Origin of the sequence: Winogradskyella sp. Asnod2-B02-A (assembly GCF_045063645.1) — a bacterium.
Classification (GTDB): Bacteria; Bacteroidota; Bacteroidia; order Flavobacteriales; family Flavobacteriaceae; genus Winogradskyella.
Genome location: NZ_JBEFOG010000026.1, coordinates 792,568 through 811,755, shown reverse-complemented (window position 1 = coordinate 811,755; position 19,188 = coordinate 792,568). Strand labels below are relative to the sequence as shown.

Genomic DNA, 19,188 nt, shown 5'->3' with positions numbered 1-19,188 from the left:
TTTTTATGCTCTATAATTTAATTTTTATGTATTACTTCTTCAGTTTCACACCCAAATAAACTTTTTTCCTTAATTAATTTAGCAACACCTTCTGGTAACATTGCTTCCCAACCATTTTCATTATTTACTATCATTTTAAGAACAGTTCTTGAGAATACCGTTAGATTAGAGGTGTCAAAATCTGTAATGTCAACAACCTTACCATTATATTTAAAGAATTTATAAAGCTCTTTCATGCGTGGATGAACCTTAAGATTTTCGCTAGTGGTTAAGCTGCCATCATCATTTTGCATTGGGTATAAATAAACACGTAAGTCTTTGTAAAATAATTTTCCAAAGGCTTCTAAAATGCCACCACTTAAATGGCGATAATATTTCTCGTCAAAAATATCTACGAGATTGTTAACTCCCATGGCTAATCCCATTCTTGCTTTAGAATATTGAGAAAAATACTCTACTAATTTATAATACTCTTGGAAGTTAGAAATCAATACCGTTTGCCCTAAAGAACATAAAAGTTTTGCACGATCCATAAAATCTTGCTCGTCAATTTTTCCTTCAGCTCTTAAATTAGATAGTGTGATTTCAAAAACAACCTGTGTTTTTTCTTTATCAACTTTATTTTCTTTAACAAACATTTCAAGAGATTTCTCTAGCATGTCCATATTTACCTTAGTAACAGGTCTAAAACTTCCTCTAAGAGTTAAGATATTCTTTTTGTATAACACTCTTGCAGGTAAAACATTATTACCGTCTGGTGCAAACATTACAGCGTCTGTCATTCCGTTTTTAACAAGCTGTAAGCTCATTAATCGGTTATCTACATCTTTAAAAACAGGACCAGAAAAGTTAATGGTATCAATTTCTAATTGGTCTTTATCTAAGTGATCATATAAATAACGTAATAATTTACGTGGCTGATTGTATTTGTAAAATGCACCATAAATTAAGTTAGTTCCTAATTTACCTAATGTTTCTTGTTGTAAACGTGCATCAGTTTCTTTAAAACGAATATGAAGTACAATATCATTATAATCCTCTCCAGGTCCTACTTGATATTTAATACCAACCCAACCATGGCCTTTGTACTTTTTTGCAAAATCTATGGTAGCAACAGTATTGGCATAAGAGAAAAAGATCTTATTAGGATGTTTATCTCTAGTTATGCGTTCTTCCATTAAATTGACTTCGTGGTTTAGCATTTTACGGAGCCTAGCTTCAGTAACATAACGTTTGTCGTCTTCAATACCATAAATAGCATCACTAAAGTCTTTATCGTAAGCAGACATAGCTTTAGCAATTGTGCCAGAAGCACCACCAGCTCTGAAGAATTGACGCACAGTTTCTTGTCCAGCACCAATTTCTGAAAAGGTACCGTAGATGTCGGCATTCAGATTAATACGCAAGGCTTTGTCTTTTAGAGACGGAATATTTTCAAAATCTGAATCGCCTGTGTACGTTATGTCCTTCATGGAATTTGGGTTTACATCGTTTTCGCAAAGGTACAGTTTTAGTGTTGCAAACAAAAAAATAAGTTTATTTTTGTTTTAAACAACGGTAGAATTGAAAATTACATTTTTAGGTACTGGCACATCACAAGGCATTCCAATTATAGGAAGTGATCACCCTGTTTGCTTAAGCGAAAACTCTAAAGACAAACGTTTAAGGGTTTCGGTTTTGGTAGAGTGGAACGATTATACATTTGTAGTGGATTGTGGTCCAGATTTTAGACAACAAATGCTGAGGGCTAATGTTTCAAAAATAGATGGTATTATTTTTACGCACGAGCATGCAGACCATACGATGGGATTAGACGATATTCGTCCTTTTTTCTTTAGACAAGGTGATATTCCATTGTTTGCACATCAACGTGTTTTTAAGTCACTAGAGAAACGTTTCGATTACATTTTTACAACAGGAAAGAAGTATCCAGGTGTTCCGAGTGTGACTAAAATTGAAGTAAAAAACGAACCTTTTTTAGTGGGTGATCTTAATGTTATTCCTATTGAAGGTTTACATTATAAACTTCAGGTTTTTGGATATCGTTTTCATAATTTTGCATACTTAACTGACATGAAAACGGTAGCTGATGAAGAGGTTGAAAAACTTCAAAATTTAGAAGTTTTGGTGGTTAATGCTTTACGTATTCAGCCGCATTTATCACATTTTAATTTAGAAGAAGCATTAGAGTTTATTAAAAAAGTAAATCCCAAACGTGCTTATTTAACTCATGTCAGTCATTTATTAGGTTTTCATGATGACATACAACAAATACTGCCAGAAAACGTTTTTTTAGCTTACGATAACTTACAAATTACTATTTAGATATGAAGAATAAAATTTTAATGTACTTATTCATTTTTTCTGTTTTACTGCTCATTTTTCAATATGTAAATTCAAAAAACATTCTTGATAAATATGAAGAAGACATTGTTAAAGTGAAATCTAAACTTTCTGAAAGTGAGAAGACCGTTAAGACGTTAGAAGAACAAAATTTTGAATTAAGTTATTTTAATATTGAAGGTAACGAAGATGCATTAACTTATTTTGAAGCGCAAGGTTATGATACGGAGCAATTGATACCTGCTATCGTAGAAGGGCTTTATAATATGAACGATTACGAAGGTGAAGATCATCCTATGGTACCTTATGTTTCTATGACGGATTCTAAATTGTTAATCAATAAAGTACGCGTGCTAAATCACAAATGGATTATTGCCAACTTTACAGATGGTGAATTTTGGGGTGAAATTTTTGTAACGTATTCTATTGATAAAAATAACGATCTTAAATATAAATTGGTAGAGTATTTAATGTATCCAAAAGTCAATTAAATATATTTATCTAACCAAGTCTTTAAATCATAAAAGTTCTGAGGCGCAACACCATGACCAACTGGATATTCAGAATACACATGATTAATATGTAAGGCTTCTAAAAATACAGGTGCTTTTCTAGCCCAATCGATAGGGATTACTTGGTCTACAGAACCATGAGAACAAAAGAGGTTTAAATGTGAAACAGCACTTTCGTCTATGGTCTCTGGTAAAATATCTTCGTTAATATAACCACTTAAAGCGATGATGTTTTTTACTTTTTCAGGATATGTTAAAGCCACAGCATAACTTAAAATAGTACCTTGACTAAAACCTAAAAGCGTTACATTTTTAGAATCTACAGCATACGTATTACAAGCATAATCAATAAATTCAGCAATTTTTTCTACCGATGCTTTAGCTTGTTCATTATCACTCCATTTACCTTTATCAGCATCAAAATTAATGGCATACCAAGCATTACCGTATGGTTGCATTGCGTAAGGTGCTCTTAATGAAATAATCATTAATTCTTCTGGTAATTCTGATGCAAAAGAAAATAAATCATTTTCGTCACTTCCGTAACCATGGCACATAATTAATAGTGGTGCATTTTCTTTTAGAGACGAAGGTCTTGTGATATAGTGTAGTTTTGACATATTTATTGACCAATTGATTTAAAAAGTTTTTGAAAAAAGTCACCAATTAAAGGGATTTTGTTCATTTTTCCTGTAATAGCTCCAAAAAGTCCATAAAAGAATAAAATTGAAAAGAAAATCCAAAAAGACATACTTGCCATCATACTATCTAAGCTACTTACTACATAAGCAATAATCATGTAGAGTATTCCTAAACCCAATCCTTGTCTTACATGAAAAGATGTAAAAGGATTACGTTTATCTTTATTGATGAAAAATGCTATTAAAGTACCAAATAAGGTTAAGTAAGCAACTAAGCTTAACGTTTTACCTTCTTCTATTGTGTTTTGATCCATTATTTTAAAACAATTTTATTGTTGGCAATGATCCCGTAAGTTTCACCTTTAAGTTGTGTGCCTAAAAACATGCTATTTTTAGAACGTGATGAAATATGAGTTGTGTTAAATTTGTAAGTTGTATCAGGATTAAATAGCGCTAAATCTGCTAATTCACCTTCTTTTATTGATGATTCATAAATTCCGAATCTAGATTTTCCTTGAGTTAAAAGACTTATTGTTTTCTTTGTGGTAAAGATATTTTGCAAAGCACCAAAAGCAGATTCTAAACCTATAGTGCCATATTTAGCAAAATCGAATTCTATCTTTTTGTCTTCAATATCAATAGGATTATGGTCTGTAGTCACCATATCAATAGTGCCATCTTTTAAGCCTTCTATTAAGGCATCACAATCTGTTTGTGTTCTTAATGGAGGAAGCACTTTATAATTGGTGTCAAATTCTTGTAAAACAGCATCCGTAAATACCAAATTATGAATAGCAACGCTACAAGTTATATTCAATTTCTTCGCTTTGGCAGCTCTAATTAATTCTACAGATTTTGCTGTTGAAATTGTCGGAATATGAAGTTTGCCTTCAGTGTATTCTAATAAAAATAAATCTCTAGCCACTTGTAATTCTTCTGCTAAAGCCGGATTTCCCTTCAGTCCTAATTTAGTACTATTAATATGTTCATTAACCACACCAAGACCAGAAATTTTAGATTCCTGAGGAAAAGAACAAACTAAACCATCAAAATTACTTGCGTATTGCAAAGCAATTTTCATTAAATTAGGATTGCAAATTGGTTTCTGATAATCGTAAAAAGCAACTGCGCCAGCATTAGTCATATCAAACAATTCCGCTAAATCTTCACTTTTACTTCCTTGTGTTAATGCACCAATAGGATAGAGACTCACTGCATTGCCACTAGCTTTAGATTTTACAAAGGTAATATCTGCATAGCTATCAATTACAGGATTAGAATTGGCATTAAGTACTACAGCAGTAAAACCAGAATTTGCAGCTGTTTTTAATCCATTACTAATAATTTCTCTTTCTTCATAACCTGGTTCACCAAAAGACACACTACTATCAAACCAACCTTGAGATACATGCAAGTTATCTCGTTTAATTTCTTTGTAATTATTAGAATTGGTAATCTGTTTAGAAATCTTGGAAATACGACCTTTTTCAATTAAAATATCAACCGTTTCATTGTGAAAATCACTTTTAGAATCAACGATGGTTGCAGATTTTATGAGTGCGTTCATTTAAGATATTTTAGAAGTAACATTTCTACTATTAAAAATGCTAATGCAAAAATAACAAACCATTTCCATAGCGCATTAACATTTGTGTTACTTTTTATGTTATTGATTGTTGTTGCTAAACTCGATTCAATATCCGTGTTTGTTAATGTGTTTAAATCGTAATAACTAAGATTGCTTTCTGTTCTATTGTAATTAAAACTTAGATTTTCGATTATAGTTTCTTTGTTTTTAACGTTCAATATTCCTGCTAAATTTGGGAAATCTTCGGTTTCTAAAACTACAGATTTACTATAGGTTTTTTGCAATGGTATTACAGAAGTGTCGTCAGAATCTAAAGTTAAAATATTATCCTGTCCAATAGAAGTTTGTATCGCAATAGCGTTAGGTTGACCAATGGTGTAATATAATTTGGACAATTTTAAGCTTTGTAATCCTAGATTATATAATACAGGAATTATTAATTGTGAGTTTTTAAAGTTTGAATTATCCGAGTTTAATGCCGAAGAAAAAGCATAAGTATTTGTGTTACCTACCAAGAATGGTGAGCCATCTTCATAAGATAAAACGTTGTTTGAATTTGAAGAAAAACGATACGATTTGTCAACCTTAGGATATTGAAAATTAGTGACTTTAGAGTAAAATGCATTCGCTAAGAGTGGATGATTGTAGTTAATACTTGTAATGCGTTTTTCGTTTGTATTTTGTTTTGTGAAAACACTAATATTTAAGTCTTTAAGTGTTTGATTATAAGAATTTAAGTCAATTTTATCTGAAGGAATGATTAGTAGCTTTCCACCATCATTTTTAAAAGCAATTAAAGCTGTTTTTAAGGCATTAGAAATGTTATCTAACTCATTAAGAATAATAAGATTTTGTTGAGGAATTAAATTAAAATTTAGTGCATTTAGTTTGAAGCTTTTAAAGTTAAATTCATCATCTGTGTAAATTCGGTTTAAGAAGGAATCATCGGCAGTTTCATTAATAGCTAAGACGTTAATTTTTGGTTTATTATTAATATTAAAATAGAACACATTATCATATTGCAAGCCTGCATCATCAATCATTAATTTTCCATTAATCACTTTATTGTTAGGAATGGTAAATATCGCTTCTGCTTCTTTGTTAATATCAACAGCACTTTTAGTAAGCAATACATCATCATTAAATAATGAAATGGTGACGTTGTCAATAGGTTTGGCCTCGTTAGATAATTTTACATTCAATTCTAAAGTTTCTGAGGTGGAATTAGAAACATAAATACTATCGATACTAATATTAGAAACTAAAGTAGATTTTGGTTGCACCAATTGAAGCTGAATAGTAGAATCAGCCTCAAAATTTAAAAGGTTTCCTTTTTGCTGAAAATCGGATACCAAAACCAAATTACGTGTGGCTGCACCTTGATTAGAAAATAACTGTTTCCCTTTGAGATATGTAGCATCATAATTAAGCTGCGTTGGTGAATGCGATAATTGTATTAAATCGTTTTTTAATGATTTAACTGTTGTGTTTCTAAAGGTTTTATCGTTAGTGAAAAGACTTATAGTTTCATCTTCAGGCAACGTATTTATAATATCTTGTATTGCTTCATTTAACAATGTGCCATTAGCGCCTTTGGCCTGCATGCTAAAGGAATTGTCTAAATAAATAACGGTTTCCTGCGATTCGTTAAAGTCTTCCGTGTTAGGAATAAAAGGTTGTGCAAATGCTATAATTATGCATGCTAACAATAGCATTCTTGTAAGTAACGTAATCCACTTTTTTAGCTGAGAACTTTTACGTGTTTGCAGTTTAACGGACTTTAAAAACTTAACGTTGGTAAACTGAACTTTCTGAAAACGACGTAGCTGAAATAAATGTATAAGAATAGGAATAACCAGCAAAAATAGTGCGTAAAGTAATTCTGGATTTTTAAACTGCATTCTTTATTTTTTACAGACCTGTTAGATTTTTAAAACCTGACAAGTCTTTATGCTTCAAATATAGAAAATGCAAAACGATAAAGAGATTTTGATTTTGAGAAATTTAACAGAAAAAGAAATAATCTATCATAGTCTGCATGTTTTGAGTTTCAAAATATCGTGTAATTTCTTCTTGGGCTTTTGTATTAGCAACAGTTACGATACTCTGAGGGTTTTTAAGTTCCGCTAAATAATCGAAATTAAATAGTTCTTGGTTGTAAATATGCTTTCCTATTTTCTTTGGGTTATCACAAATCCAATAAAACGGAATGTTCTGTTTTAAAAGTATTTTAGCTAGTGTTTTGCCTTTATGTCCTGCTCCCCAAATTGCTAATGGTCGCGATACATCATAATTCAATTCTAAAAAGTATTTCACTTTAAGATCTAAAAATGAATTTTCAGCATAATGCTCGTGTGTTCTAGAGGTTCTGGTGCTGTAATCTCGCCAATGAAGTAACACGTTATCGCATGGAATACAAGTGTATTCTGCTTTGTAAAATCGGAAAGCTAATTCGTAATCTTCAGGATAAATTTCAGAATTAAAACCGTTGCAAGCTTCAAAATCGTCTCTATGAAGCATCCAGCATGGCGAAGGGATCACACATTCTTTATAGATTTCCGAATAATTTTTTCCTTCAACAGTTAAAGAGTTTAACCAACTTTCATAACGTGCAAAGCCATCACTGAGTCCATCAGCTCTAAAATATTTTACTTGCCCTACGGCTAAATGTTTTTTGCCATATTTTTCAAGACTGTTAACCATGGTTTCAATACGGAGAGGTGTCATTAAATCATCACTATCCATTCGTGTTATATAGTCTCCTAAAGCATACTGATAGGCTGTTTTTAAAGCTTCTATAATGCCTGAGTGATTATTTTTGTAAACTTTAATTCTAGCATCAGTTTTAGCATGTTTTTCAACAATAGTGTTAGAATTGTCATCGGAATTATCATCAATAAAAATGGCTTCCCAATTAGAATAAGTTTGGTCTAAAATAGAATTAAGACACTCAGCAATAAATGCTTCGGTGTTTTTAAATGGGACTAAAATACTAACTAGAGGTTGCGACATATTGCGAATTTAACAAAACCTTTAGGTTTTTAATAGTAACACATTGTAGATTTGTGCGTCTTATTAAAAAATTAAAAAATTAAAAATTTAAACATGAAGAATTATTTAGCCATTCTTGGCTTAGGTATCGTTTTAGTAGGTTGTGGATCTGCAAAACAGAGCGTCGATGATTTAGCCGTTAGCAATCCTATTGTTACAGCTTTAGATTTAACAGCGGTTAATAATGATAGAGTTCCAGTTACCATTAATCCTGGTAGATTTACTACTGAAACTGCAACTTATAGATTGCCTAGAGTTGTTCAAGGAACCTATTCTGTTAGTGATTTCGGAAAGTATGTTGATGATTTTAAAGCCTTAGATTATGATGGTAACGAATTAACTTCAACTAAAGTAGATGTTAATACTTGGACTATTAAGGATGCTACCAAATTAGATAAAATTCAATATTACGTTAATGATACTTTTGATACCGAAACGAGTGGTGCAATAGGAGGAGAAGAGCCATTTTCGCCAGCAGGTACAAATATTGAAGCTGATAATTTTGTATTAAATCTTCATGGATTTATTGGTTATTTTGATTCTTTAAAGAATAGTCAATATGCAGTAGATGTTACTGCACCAGCTAATTTTGTTAGAACTTCTGCTTTAGAGGATAAAGGTGTAAAGTCTAGTGAAAATGGTACAGTATTAACGAGCAGTTATTTTGCGCAACGTTATTTTGATATTACGGATAACCCAATGATGTACGGGAAATTGGATGTTGAAGAATTTATGGTTGGTGATATTAAAATTGTTTTAAGTCTTTATTCTCCTACAGGTAAGCATACTGCAGCAAGTTTAAAGGAGACGGTTTATAAAATGATGGAAGCTCAAAAAAAATATTTAGGTGATGTAAATAGTACACCACGTTATGATATTTATGTGTATTTGTCTAGAGGTGATGAGGAGTCCCCAAAAGGTTTTGGTGCCTTAGAGCATCACACGTCTACAGTGGCTGTTTTTGGTGAAAATGAAAGCTTAGAAGATCTTAAAGCTTCAATGATAGATGTTGTTTCGCATGAGTTTTTTCATATTGTAACTCCATTATCTGTGCATTCTGAAGATATTCATTATTTTGATTACAACAAGCCAACATTCTCCAAGCATTTATGGATGTATGAAGGTGTAACGGAATATTTTGCTCAACATTTTCAGGTTCATGAAGGTTTAGTAGACGAAGCTACTTTTTATAATACTATGAAGTCTAAAATAGATATCTCAACGCGACGTCTAGACGATGCTATGAGTTTTACTATTATGAGTGAAAACGTTTTGAACGAACCATATGCTTCTCAATATTACAATGTATACATGAAAGGTGCATTGATGGGCATGTGTATTGATATTTTAATGCGAAAAGAAAGTGATGGGAATAGAAGTATGCTATCATTAATGAAAGAGTTATCTGCAAAATATGGAAAAGAAAAGCCTTTTGAAGATGATAAGTTGATTGCTGAAATTACGGCAATGACGTATCCAAGTGTTGGTGAGTTCTTAAAAACGCATGTAGAAGGTGATGTACCAATTAACTATAATGAGTTTTTTGCAATGGTTGGTTTAAAAATGGGAGAAACTCAAGTTGAAACTAATTACATATTTGCAGGTGGACAAAATGTTATTTTCGATGGTGACCAAGAGAAAGGAATTATTTTCTTTTCTCCAATGGCTGAAAAGAATTCTTTTTGGAAATCTCAAGGAGTTAAAGCTGGTGATGTAATAAAGAAAGTAAACGGAACAGATTTAACATTAGCTAATGCACAAGGTGTTATTGGTGGTATGTTTGCATGGGAAGAAGGACAAGAAATCACAATGGATTTAGAACGTGATGGAAAGCCAGTACTAATTAAAGCAACATTGACAAAAGCGTATGCAGCTGATGAAAGAATTGTTGAAGACGAAAATGCTACTGAAGCGCAGAAAGCACTGAGAGCAGCTTGGTTGAAAGGATAATTTATAGAGTATTATTAATAAAAAAGGCTTCCAATTTGGAAGCCTTTTTTATTTGCTAAAAAGTTTAAAACCCTTCAAAAACGCCTAAGCCAAATAAGGCAAAATCATATTTTACGGGATCTTTAGGGTCTAATTGGCGCAATGCTTTGTCTAATTCAGCTAAAGCTTTCCCGTCATTTTGTTTTCGTTTTAGTAAGCCGAGTTTTCTGGCTACGTTGCCAGAGTGTACATCTAAAGGACAACTAAGTTGAGCCGGAGAAATAGAGTTCCAAATGCCAAAATCAACACCATTATTATCATTTCTCACCATCCAACGTAAATACATATTAATGCGTTTAGCTGCCGAATTTTTTAGCGGATCACTTACATGTTTTTCTGTGCGTTCTAAATGTGGAAGTTCAAAAAAGACTTTCTTGAAGTTATGAATACTATGTTGAAGTGAATCGCTTTGAGCATATTTTGAAAATACAGACTCTAAGCCATTATGATTGGTATAAATGTTTTTTAAACTTTTAATGAATTGTATAAAATCGTTACCATTAAATGTACGATGCACAAAATGGCTCAATTTTTCTAAATCAGATTCTTGATGTTGCGAAATAAACTCAAATGGAGAGTGGTCTAATAATTCTACCATTTGGTTAGCATTTTTTATAATGCTTTTTCTATTTCCCCAGGCGATTGTAGCCGCTAAAAACGCTGCGATTTCAATATCTTCTTTTTTTGAGAATTGATGTGGAATCTGAATAGGGTCGCTATCAATAAATTTAGGATTATTGTAGAGAACTACCTTTTCATCGAGGAATTCTTTAAGTTCTGATTTTTTGAGCTTCAAGGAGGTGAGTAATTTTAAAATTAAAAATAAAGTAATTAATTTTATATACGTAAAACTACGTATTGTTTTTTTATGTTTGCTTAATTACTTTTGATGACATGTTAAGACTTCATGTTTTTTATTTTTTTTAGTCTTAAAGGTAATTATATGATTCTCTTATTACTATGTTAAATAAAAAATCGAAGTCTCGAATAGAGTGGGTAGACACAGCCAAAGCCATTGGAATGTTTTTAGTTTTTTACGGACATTTTGTGAAAAACCTATATTCTGAAACTAATGATATTGCTTTTCTGCAGCATAAGTATATTTATGCATTTCATATGCCTTTGTTTTTCTTTATCTCGGGATTTTATTTTAAACCGGTTACGAGTTTTAGTTTAAAATTTAAACAACTTTTTCTTAGACGTCTATTGCCCGTTTTTGCTTTTGCATTATTGTCATTGCCATTGTGGTTAATTTATAATTTTATTAGTTATGATAGTCTAAAGTTAGGAACTGTTGCAAAGCAACTATTGAGTTATGGTAGAGGTAATCCGCAATTAAATATTATTACTTGGTTTTTAGTGTGTTTGTTTGTGGCAGAGGTTATAATTGCTGCAATTACAACGATATTTAAAAAGCCATTTGCATTGTTTATTATCGGGTTTGTGTTTCTTGTGAGTGGCGTTATAATTAGTAATAGAGTAGAACAATTTGCGGCTTTAACAGGTATTGATAAAAATGTGTGGTTTATCCATACTGCAATTATTGCAATTGGTTTTTATCTTTTAGGCTATGTAATATATCCCTATATAAATAAGCTTGTGACTGCTGCTAAATGGGCATTTATACCATTAGTTTTCGTGGGTTTTGTAGGGCTGTTTTTTACTTATAATATTAATAATCCTTTTGAAGGATTTAATGTTAATATGATTTATGCTCAGTATGGTAGTTTATTATGGTTTATAATATCATCCTTTTTAGGAATACTTGGTATTATTAGTTTATCCATAATATTGAAATCTAATAAAGTATTTGACTTTATTGGAAAAAACACTCTTATATTAATTGGGCTAAATGGTATCTTCTATGCATTTATTAATAAATATTTAGGTAGTTTGTATCCAGATAATGGCATATGGTGGCAAATTACAGGTTATGCATTAGTGATTTCAATACTATCTTTATTGGTGTGCTATCCAATAATAAATGCGTTAAATAAGTATGTTCCACAATTATTTGGAAGACCAAGGCAAGATGGACCATTACTGCCAAATTTAGAAGCTATAAATTGGAGAGCATTTTTTAGAAAAAAGCTAAGGCAATAAATATCTAAATAGAAGCAATCTATTAACGGAGATTAAATATTACTTAATAGCAATCATACTAATCTCAACATTTACAAATTTTGGTAAATTAGCTACTTCAACAGTTTCTCTAGCAGGTGCAGTGGCTTCATCAAAATAATTACCGTAAACTTCGTTTATTTGTTTGAAGTTATTCATGTCACTAATAAATATGGATGATTTAATAACATTTTCAAACGTCATGTCAGCAGCTTCTAAAACGGCTTTCATGTTTTCCATAACTTGTTTCGTTTCAGTTTTAATATCTTCTAATACCAATTCCATTGTTTCAGGATGCAATGCTATTTGTCCAGAAGTGTAAAGTGTGTTTCCCACTAAAACAGCTTGATTGTATGGTCCTATTGGTGCTGGCGCTTTTGTTGTGTTTATGATTTTTTTCATCTTTTAGTTCCCATTAAAATAGGAATCATTTTTTAAGTTAAACGTCACACAAATTTAGTAATACAATTTCATTTCAACAAGTGCAATAATATGCTGTTGTTAACAATTGAAAAGGCTTGTTTGTATATATAAAAAAGGAAAAGCTATGGAGTTATTATACCTCGGGAATATTGTGTTTTTAGGCGAAAATTAGACACTTTAAGGTCATTTTAATTTCCAACTTGTTGATCTGGTCTTTTTTGTTTGTCGTATTTTAAATCCTTAAGAAGACTAGATTTAATACCAATAAAGAAATTCCAAGAGCTACGCTCACTAAAGGGAATCCATGAAAAGTTCATTTTCCAGCTTAATAAATCACGTTCAAATCGTAATTGTGTATACGTAAAACCTTGGTTTAAAAAGTCGTAACCAGAAGATGCACCAACGCTCCATCGTGGAGATAAATCTACATCTCCAGAAAACATTAATGAATGTGATGATATGGTGTTGTCCCTCCTTGTGTTTGTGTAATTAGCGGAATAAGCCAATCTTAAACTCCAAGGTATTTTGTAATTGTAGAACTCGTTATTTTCGTTTTTGCCATCCTTGTTTTTATCATTATCAGAAAGCCGTTGATCTGCGAAATCTTGAGATTTACCAAACAAATCATCTGTTCGGCCTCCAGAACGCCCAGATTCTTTTGAAGAAGCTTTATCAGAATCAGATTCGCTATCCTTACCAGAAAAGCTATCATTAGATAACGTGTAGCTCATATTTATATTAGCAGATGTTAATCTAAACAAGCTACCTCCATTATTAATGTTAAATGTGTTGATAACGCTATTATTGCTATCTAGAGCATAAGGATTTAGTGTCATCCCAAAATTAATACTCATTTTTTTATTTAAAATTTGAGTACCTCCACTAACACGAACAGGACTCCACTTTAATGAATCTGCAGCTATATCGTAGGCTGTTGAAAAATTTAGGTTGTTTAATATAAATATTTTTTCGGGTTCTGTTTTAGTAGAGTCTTTTGCTCTAATTTTTGCTTCAATATTATTACCTAAAGTAAAACCAACACTACTAGAAAAATTATTGCCAGGACTGCCGTAAAGTGAGTTTTGAAAGCGTGAATATTCTACTTGGTCACTGGTGGTTCCATCTGCATCAATAACATCATAAGTTTCGTAGTACTGATCAAAAGAAGGACTAATAGAGTAGCTAATAGAAGGTCGCATTACATGACGAATCGCTTTTATTTTTTTATCCTCACCTTTTTCTTCAAAATTATACATACCATAAACAGTAGTTCCAATACTTGCTCCTACATTATAAGTTAAATAACGATCAAAACCGTTTTGATCTAAAGTTACAGCTTCTTCTAATGTTTGGTCGTAATATTTCTTAATGGTTTTAAGTGTCCAAGTTTCTTCTAAATTAGCATTGGCACTTACACTAAAATGATCGAAAACCTTAAAATTAGTAGTAATAGGAATACTATGTTTCATGCCTGTTTGGGCATCATCAAACATTTCGCTTTTACCAAATATAGAATCTGTAGTACTAATAGAATATTCACCTCTGGTGGTTAGTTGGAAGTTAATATTCTCAATAATACCTTTTTTTGTACCTGTTTTAGGAGCAAATGGATAAACTCTACCCATTGACATTTGTAATGTAGGTAAGGTTAAATCAATATCTCCAGTGTTTGTGTTTTGTCTATGCGTTGCTGTTAAGCTTAAATTTACTTGTGGTTCTCCTGCAAATGTTTTGGAATAAGAGACAGAAGATGCTAAGGTGTTATTTAAAAAATTAGACTGATTCAGTTGGTTAATAGATTCCTGAAAATATGTGCTACTACCTAAGTTTACAGATGCTGAAAAACGCGAGTTTGGATTAGATTTGGTGTCTTGACTGTGCGACCATCTTATGTTATAAATTGTACTTTGGCTAAAATCAGGGAAGCCTCGTTCTTCATTTAGCAAGTTTTCATATCTAAAACTTACATTTCCTCTATATTTATAACGCATAGCATAGTTACTTTCTAAGCGTAAACCATAACTTCCATTAGTATAATAATCTCCTAATACAGCTAAGTCTAAATAATCACTAATTGCAAAATAATAACCACCATTTTGCAAATTGTAACCTTTGTTATTGTCTTCTCCAAAGGAAGGGAAAATAATACCTGAGGTTTGCTTTTTAGTCATAGGGAAAAACGCAAAAGGCAATGCAATTGGAGTTGGTACTCCATAAATCTCCATATAAGTTGGTCCAACAATAACTTTTTTGTCTGGCACCAATTTCATCTTGGTAGTTACAAACTGATATTCTGGATCTTCTTCACTTTCAGCGGTTGTAAATTTTCCGTTTTTCATAAAATAAACAGAATCATTCTCTTTTTTTGTAATTGGAGAATACACTTTAAATCCTTGTTGTTCTGTCCTAGAATTAAATACTAAAGCTTTTTTAGTTTCGGTATTAAATACAATAGAGTCTGGTTCAATGACATTTTCTCCTTGTGTAAAAACGGGTCGCTGAGAATATCCGGTAGAATCTTTTATTCGACCTGCGTAAACTAAGTTTTTGCTATAATCAATAACAATTATACCAGCCTTAATCTCCATGTCTTTATATAATACTTCGGCTTCATTATATAGATAAATCTTTTTCTTTTTTTGACTAAGGGATACATAATCTGAAGCTTTGTATTTTACAACATCAGTTAAAAAGCCTTCTTTTTTTGTGGAATCTTTTTTGGTAGAGTCAATGGCCTTAATGTTAACCAAGGGTTTAGCAATAGAATCCATTATAATCGTAGTAGAATCCTTTACCTGTTCAGCAGGTATGGAGCCGTTCTTTTTTGGTAATTCTTGTGCGAAGCTAAAAGTGTTGATAAACACTGTAAAACTCAAAGCAAAAAGTATGTGTAAGCTATTTGTACGCAATGCTTTTAAATGTATTTTTGTAAAAGTATGGCTCGGTTTTTGAATCGCCAAAAGTACAGCTATTTTTTTGTGATTAATTTATATATAATCATAAAGTTGAAAATATTAACTGTAACTATTGAAAATGAGTAATAAACCGAGTTTATAAACCGTTAATTTGAATATGCAAACGAACCAAAAACATATAATAGTATTATTAGTCCTTTTATTTATAACATCTTTAACATCTTACGCGACTTTGCATGCACAAGAAGAAAAGTTTGTTGTGGTTTTAGATGCTGGACATGGAGGACATGACTCTGGTAATGTAGGTAATGGGCACAGTGAAAAAAATATTGCGCTTAAAGTAACATTAGAAGTTGGTAAAGCTTTAGAGAAGAATGCTGATATTAAAGTTATTTATACCAGGAAAACCGATGTCTTTGTAGAATTACACGAACGTGCCAATATTGCCAATAAAGCAGATGCAGATTTATTTGTTTCTATTCACTGTAACGCACATAGTTCTCAGGCTAGTGGAACTGAAACTTTTGTTTTGGGAGAAAAAAATACAGCCCGTAATTTTGAAGTTGCAAAGCGTGAAAATGAAGTTATATTTAAAGAGGAAAACTATGAGGAGAATTATGCAGGCTTTGATCCTAGTTCGCCAGAATCTTCAATTGCTATAGGTATAGAGCAAGAAGTCTATGTTGAGCAGAGTATTGTTTTAGCTCGCAAGATAGAAGATAACTTTATCAGTAATGCTAAACGAAAGAGTAGAGGGTTAAAACAAGCAAGTTTATTGGTTATTCGTAATACTTACATGCCAAGTGTTTTAGTAGAAGTTGGCTTTTTAACCAACAAAAGTGAAGGCAGTTATCTTAATACAAAGGCAGGACAGTCAAAAATGGCAAGCGCTATTAAAACTGCTATTTTAGATTATAAAAAAGAACTCGATCTAAATGTAGGAAGTCATATTATGCTTGCTGAAACAAAAGAGGTAGTAGATGAAGAAGAAAGTGAACCAAGAATTATAGATGGTGTTACTTTTAAAGTTCAAATTGCGGCAAGTTCTAGAGAGTTAGAGGCTAAATCTTATAACTTTAAGGGACTTTCTGATATTTCACGCGAACATACAGGTAAGATTTATAAATATTATAGTGGAAATACTTCAGATTATAATAAGGTGATCCGACTTCAAGATCAAGCGAAGCAAAATGGTTATTCTGGAGCATTTATTGTCGCATTTAAAGGAGGTAAAAGAATTAGTATGACAGAGGCTTTGAAATCTGCTAAAGATTAAAATTATTATTAATATATTTATTCCTAATTTTGTTTTAAACCAAAGAAAAGCCCATTGAAAATCTCAAGAGAAATTAAAACAGCCATATTAGTCTTATCTGGTATCGCCCTTTTTATATTTTTATTTACTTATCTAAAAGGAGAAGATTTATTTACGAGTTCTAATAACTACTATACAAAGTTTGATTATAATGGTCTTACGATGTCGTCTCCTGTAACGATAAAAGGTAATAAAATAGGCAAAATAGAAGCTATTGATTATGATTTTGATTCAGGTAAAACAATAGTCGAATTTTCAGTAACTCCAAAATTAAAATTCTCTAAAAACAGTATGGTAAGATTATACCAAACTGGGTTAATGGGAGGTAGTGCCTTAGCTATAATTGATGCTGCAGATGGGAATACTGCGCAACCAGGTGATTTTATTTTATCTGAAGTAAAAGATGGTGTCATCAGTTCTTTAGGTGATGATTTTTCTGGTATAAGCAATGATTTAGGTACAACACTTAAATCGGCAGATACTTTAGTTAATAGTTTAAACAATTTGGTAATAGACGATTCTGATGAAGGATTGAAAAAAACCATAGCAGAATTAAATTCAACTTTAAAATCTTTCAAAAATGTAGCATTTTCAGCTAATGATCTCATTAGAAAGAATGATGAGAAAATTGCTTCTATGTTAGAGAACTTTGATAAAACAAGTTCAGAATTAGCTGTTTTAATTAAAAGTTTAAATGAAGCTAATTTGGCCAATACGGTTAAGAATTTAGATGAAATGATCTTAAAATTCAATCAATTAGCATCTGGTTTAGAATCTGGTGAAGGAACGATGGGGAAATTATTAAAAGACGATGCACTTTACGATAACTTAGAAAATGCAACTAAAGAATTAGAGTTATTACTTTTAGATATTAAATTACATCCTGCTAGATACAGACGTATTTTATCTAAAAAAGAGATTCCTTATGAGGAACCTACAGCAGCAGAATTAAATAATAATTAGACCCTTCCAAAATATGGAATATTTACCAAATATCATTTTTGCAGTTATTTTAATCGCAGGTATTGGCTATTTTGCTAGTAATGTAAAAAAGCTTATCCGTAACATTAAATTGGGTCACAAAGTTGATGCTAGTGACCATACTTCTGAGCGTTGGAAAAACGTAGTCAACATAGCTTTAGGGCAAAGTAAAATGGTAAAACGACCAGTTTCTGGTTTTCTACATGTTATTGTCTATGTTGGTTTTGTTATCATAAATATTGAAGTTGTAGAGATTATTATCGATGGCCTTTTTGGAACACACAGAATAGGTGCATCAATCTTACCAGAATCCGTTTATGGTTTTTTAATTGGATCATTTGAGATTTTAGCACTTTTAGTTTTAGTGTCTGTAATTATATTTTGGATGAGAAGAAACGTAATTAAAGTAAAACGTTTTTTAAGTTCTGAAATGAAAGGATGGCCAAAGAGTGATGGTAATATTATTCTTTATTTTGAAGTCGTATTAATGTGTTTGTTCTTGGTGATGAATGCAACAGATACAACATTTCAGATCATGGATTCAGGGAATATAATTTCTCAATTTATTGCACCATGGTTCGATGGTTTTTCAGCAGGAACATTACATACTATTGAAAGAGCTGCTTGGTGGATTCATATTGTAGGTATTCTTGTATTCTTAAATTATTTATACTTCTCAAAACATTTACATATTCTTTTAGCATTTCCAAATGTGTATTACGGCAGTGTAGAGCCAAAAGGAAAATTCAATAATCTAGAAGCAGTAACAGCAGAAGTAAGGTTAATGATGGATCCAGATGCAGATCCTTATGCTGCACCAGCTGAGACAGCAGAAGATGAAGTACCAGCAAAATTTGGAGCAAGTGATGTTATGGACTTAACACAAGTGCAACTTCTCAATGCATATACATGTACAGAATGTGGTCGTTGTACGTCTGCATGTCCTGCAAATCTTACTGGCAAAAAATTATCGCCTCGTAAGATTATGATGGATACGAGAGATCGTTTAGAAGAAGTAGGGAAAAATATAGATATTAATAAAGGCAAGTTTGTAGATGATGGCAAACAACTTTTAGGCGATTATATCACAAACGAAGAATTGTGGGCTTGTACCACTTGTAATGCTTGTGTAGAGGAATGTCCTGTGAGTATTAATCCTTTATCTATTATTATGGACATGCGTCGTTATTTAGTAATGGAGCAAAGTGCAGCACCAATGGAATTAAATAACATGATGACCAATATTGAAAACAATGGTGCTCCATGGCCTTATAACCAAATGGATCGTTTAAATTGGAAAGATGAATAG

Annotated in this window: 16 protein-coding genes; 7 read left to right on the top strand and 9 right to left on the bottom strand. The window is 31.7% G+C overall.

All coding sequences use genetic code 11. The features are described 5' to 3' along the window. Positions 1-17: 17 nt before the first annotated feature. Positions 18-1,472: a TonB-dependent receptor gene (locus ACJJVO_RS07035; RefSeq protein WP_405572170.1), complete on the bottom strand. Its 1,455-nt coding sequence runs from the start codon at positions 1,470-1,472 to the stop codon at positions 18-20. Between the two features lie 91 nt (positions 1,473-1,563). Between ACJJVO_RS07035 and ACJJVO_RS07030 the strand changes: the two genes are divergently transcribed. Both ACJJVO_RS07030 and ACJJVO_RS07025 read left to right on the top strand, forming a co-directional pair. After that, a complete protein-coding gene (locus ACJJVO_RS07030; protein ID WP_405572168.1) occupies positions 1,564-2,325 on the top strand; it encodes an MBL fold metallo-hydrolase in 762 nt (253 codons plus the stop codon). 2 nt (positions 2,326-2,327) lie between these two features. Beyond that, on the top strand, positions 2,328-2,834 hold the full coding sequence (locus ACJJVO_RS07025; protein WP_405572165.1) for a hydrolase: 507 nt from the start codon (positions 2,328-2,330) through the stop codon (positions 2,832-2,834). On the opposite strand, the gene ACJJVO_RS07020 is transcribed toward ACJJVO_RS07025, so the two are convergent. The 5 genes from ACJJVO_RS07020 to ACJJVO_RS07000 all read right to left on the bottom strand — a co-directional run bounded on the left by ACJJVO_RS07020 (position 2,831) and on the right by ACJJVO_RS07000 (position 8,096). Continuing rightward, positions 2,831-3,475: an alpha/beta hydrolase gene (locus tag ACJJVO_RS07020; protein WP_405572162.1), complete on the bottom strand. Its 645-nt coding sequence runs from the start codon at positions 3,473-3,475 to the stop codon at positions 2,831-2,833. The two genes, ACJJVO_RS07025 and ACJJVO_RS07020, sit on opposite strands and share 4 nt — an antisense overlap. Positions 3,476-3,477: 2 nt before the next feature. After that, positions 3,478-3,810, bottom strand: coding sequence for a hypothetical protein (locus tag ACJJVO_RS07015; RefSeq protein WP_405572160.1), 333 nt, complete (start codon positions 3,808-3,810; stop codon positions 3,478-3,480). Then, positions 3,810-5,063: a dihydroorotase gene (locus ACJJVO_RS07010; protein WP_405572158.1), complete on the bottom strand. Its 1,254-nt coding sequence runs from the start codon at positions 5,061-5,063 to the stop codon at positions 3,810-3,812. The genes ACJJVO_RS07015 and ACJJVO_RS07010 overlap by 1 nt, the downstream gene beginning before the upstream one ends. Then, the gene (locus ACJJVO_RS07005; RefSeq protein ID WP_405572155.1) at positions 5,060-6,985 is read right to left on the bottom strand and encodes a BatA domain-containing protein; all 1,926 of its coding nucleotides are present in this window, start codon (positions 6,983-6,985) and stop codon (positions 5,060-5,062) included. Before ACJJVO_RS07005 ends, ACJJVO_RS07010 begins: the two co-directional genes overlap by 4 nt. 103 nt (positions 6,986-7,088) lie before the next feature. Then, positions 7,089-8,096, bottom strand: coding sequence for a glycosyltransferase family 2 protein (locus ACJJVO_RS07000; RefSeq protein WP_405572152.1), 1,008 nt, complete (start codon positions 8,094-8,096; stop codon positions 7,089-7,091). A gap of 93 nt (positions 8,097-8,189) precedes the next feature. Here ACJJVO_RS07000 and ACJJVO_RS06995 point away from each other — a divergent pair, with 93 nt between their 5' ends. Then, the gene (locus ACJJVO_RS06995; protein WP_405572150.1) at positions 8,190-10,085 is read left to right on the top strand and encodes a peptidase M61; all 1,896 of its coding nucleotides are present in this window, start codon (positions 8,190-8,192) and stop codon (positions 10,083-10,085) included. 64 nt (positions 10,086-10,149) lie between these two features. Here ACJJVO_RS06995 and ACJJVO_RS06990 read toward each other — a convergent pair whose 3' ends face one another. Then, the gene (locus ACJJVO_RS06990) at positions 10,150-10,920 is read right to left on the bottom strand and encodes a TIGR02757 family protein (RefSeq protein ID WP_405572147.1); all 771 of its coding nucleotides are present in this window, start codon (positions 10,918-10,920) and stop codon (positions 10,150-10,152) included. A 164-nt stretch (positions 10,921-11,084) separates the two neighbouring features. Between ACJJVO_RS06990 and ACJJVO_RS06985 the strand changes: the two genes are divergently transcribed. Next, on the top strand, positions 11,085-12,227 hold the full coding sequence (locus ACJJVO_RS06985) for an acyltransferase family protein (protein ID WP_405572145.1): 1,143 nt from the start codon (positions 11,085-11,087) through the stop codon (positions 12,225-12,227). 39 nt (positions 12,228-12,266) lie between these two features. Here ACJJVO_RS06985 and ACJJVO_RS06980 read toward each other — a convergent pair whose 3' ends face one another. Together ACJJVO_RS06980 and ACJJVO_RS06975 are read right to left on the bottom strand one after the other, a co-directional pair. Continuing rightward, positions 12,267-12,647: a RidA family protein gene (locus tag ACJJVO_RS06980; RefSeq protein ID WP_405572143.1), complete on the bottom strand. Its 381-nt coding sequence runs from the start codon at positions 12,645-12,647 to the stop codon at positions 12,267-12,269. A 209-nt stretch (positions 12,648-12,856) separates the two neighbouring features. Beyond that, positions 12,857-15,628 carry a putative LPS assembly protein LptD gene (locus tag ACJJVO_RS06975; RefSeq protein WP_405572140.1) on the bottom strand — a complete coding sequence of 924 codons (2,772 nt, stop codon included), beginning with the start codon at positions 15,626-15,628 and terminating at the stop codon, positions 12,857-12,859. Between the two features lie 112 nt (positions 15,629-15,740). On the opposite strand from ACJJVO_RS06975, the gene ACJJVO_RS06970 reads away from it, so the two are divergent. Genes ACJJVO_RS06970 through ACJJVO_RS06960 form a run of 3 tightly spaced genes read left to right on the top strand, consistent with a single transcriptional unit; the run spans position 15,741 to position 19,188 of the window. After that, the gene (locus ACJJVO_RS06970) at positions 15,741-16,859 is read left to right on the top strand and encodes an N-acetylmuramoyl-L-alanine amidase (RefSeq protein WP_405572137.1); all 1,119 of its coding nucleotides are present in this window, start codon (positions 15,741-15,743) and stop codon (positions 16,857-16,859) included. A 54-nt stretch (positions 16,860-16,913) separates the two neighbouring features. After that, positions 16,914-17,861, top strand: a complete 948-nt coding sequence (locus ACJJVO_RS06965; protein ID WP_405572135.1) for an MlaD family protein — start codon at positions 16,914-16,916, stop codon at positions 17,859-17,861. Positions 17,862-17,874: 13 nt separating this feature from the next. Continuing rightward, positions 17,875-19,188, top strand: a complete 1,314-nt coding sequence (locus ACJJVO_RS06960; RefSeq protein ID WP_405572132.1) for a 4Fe-4S dicluster domain-containing protein — start codon at positions 17,875-17,877, stop codon at positions 19,186-19,188.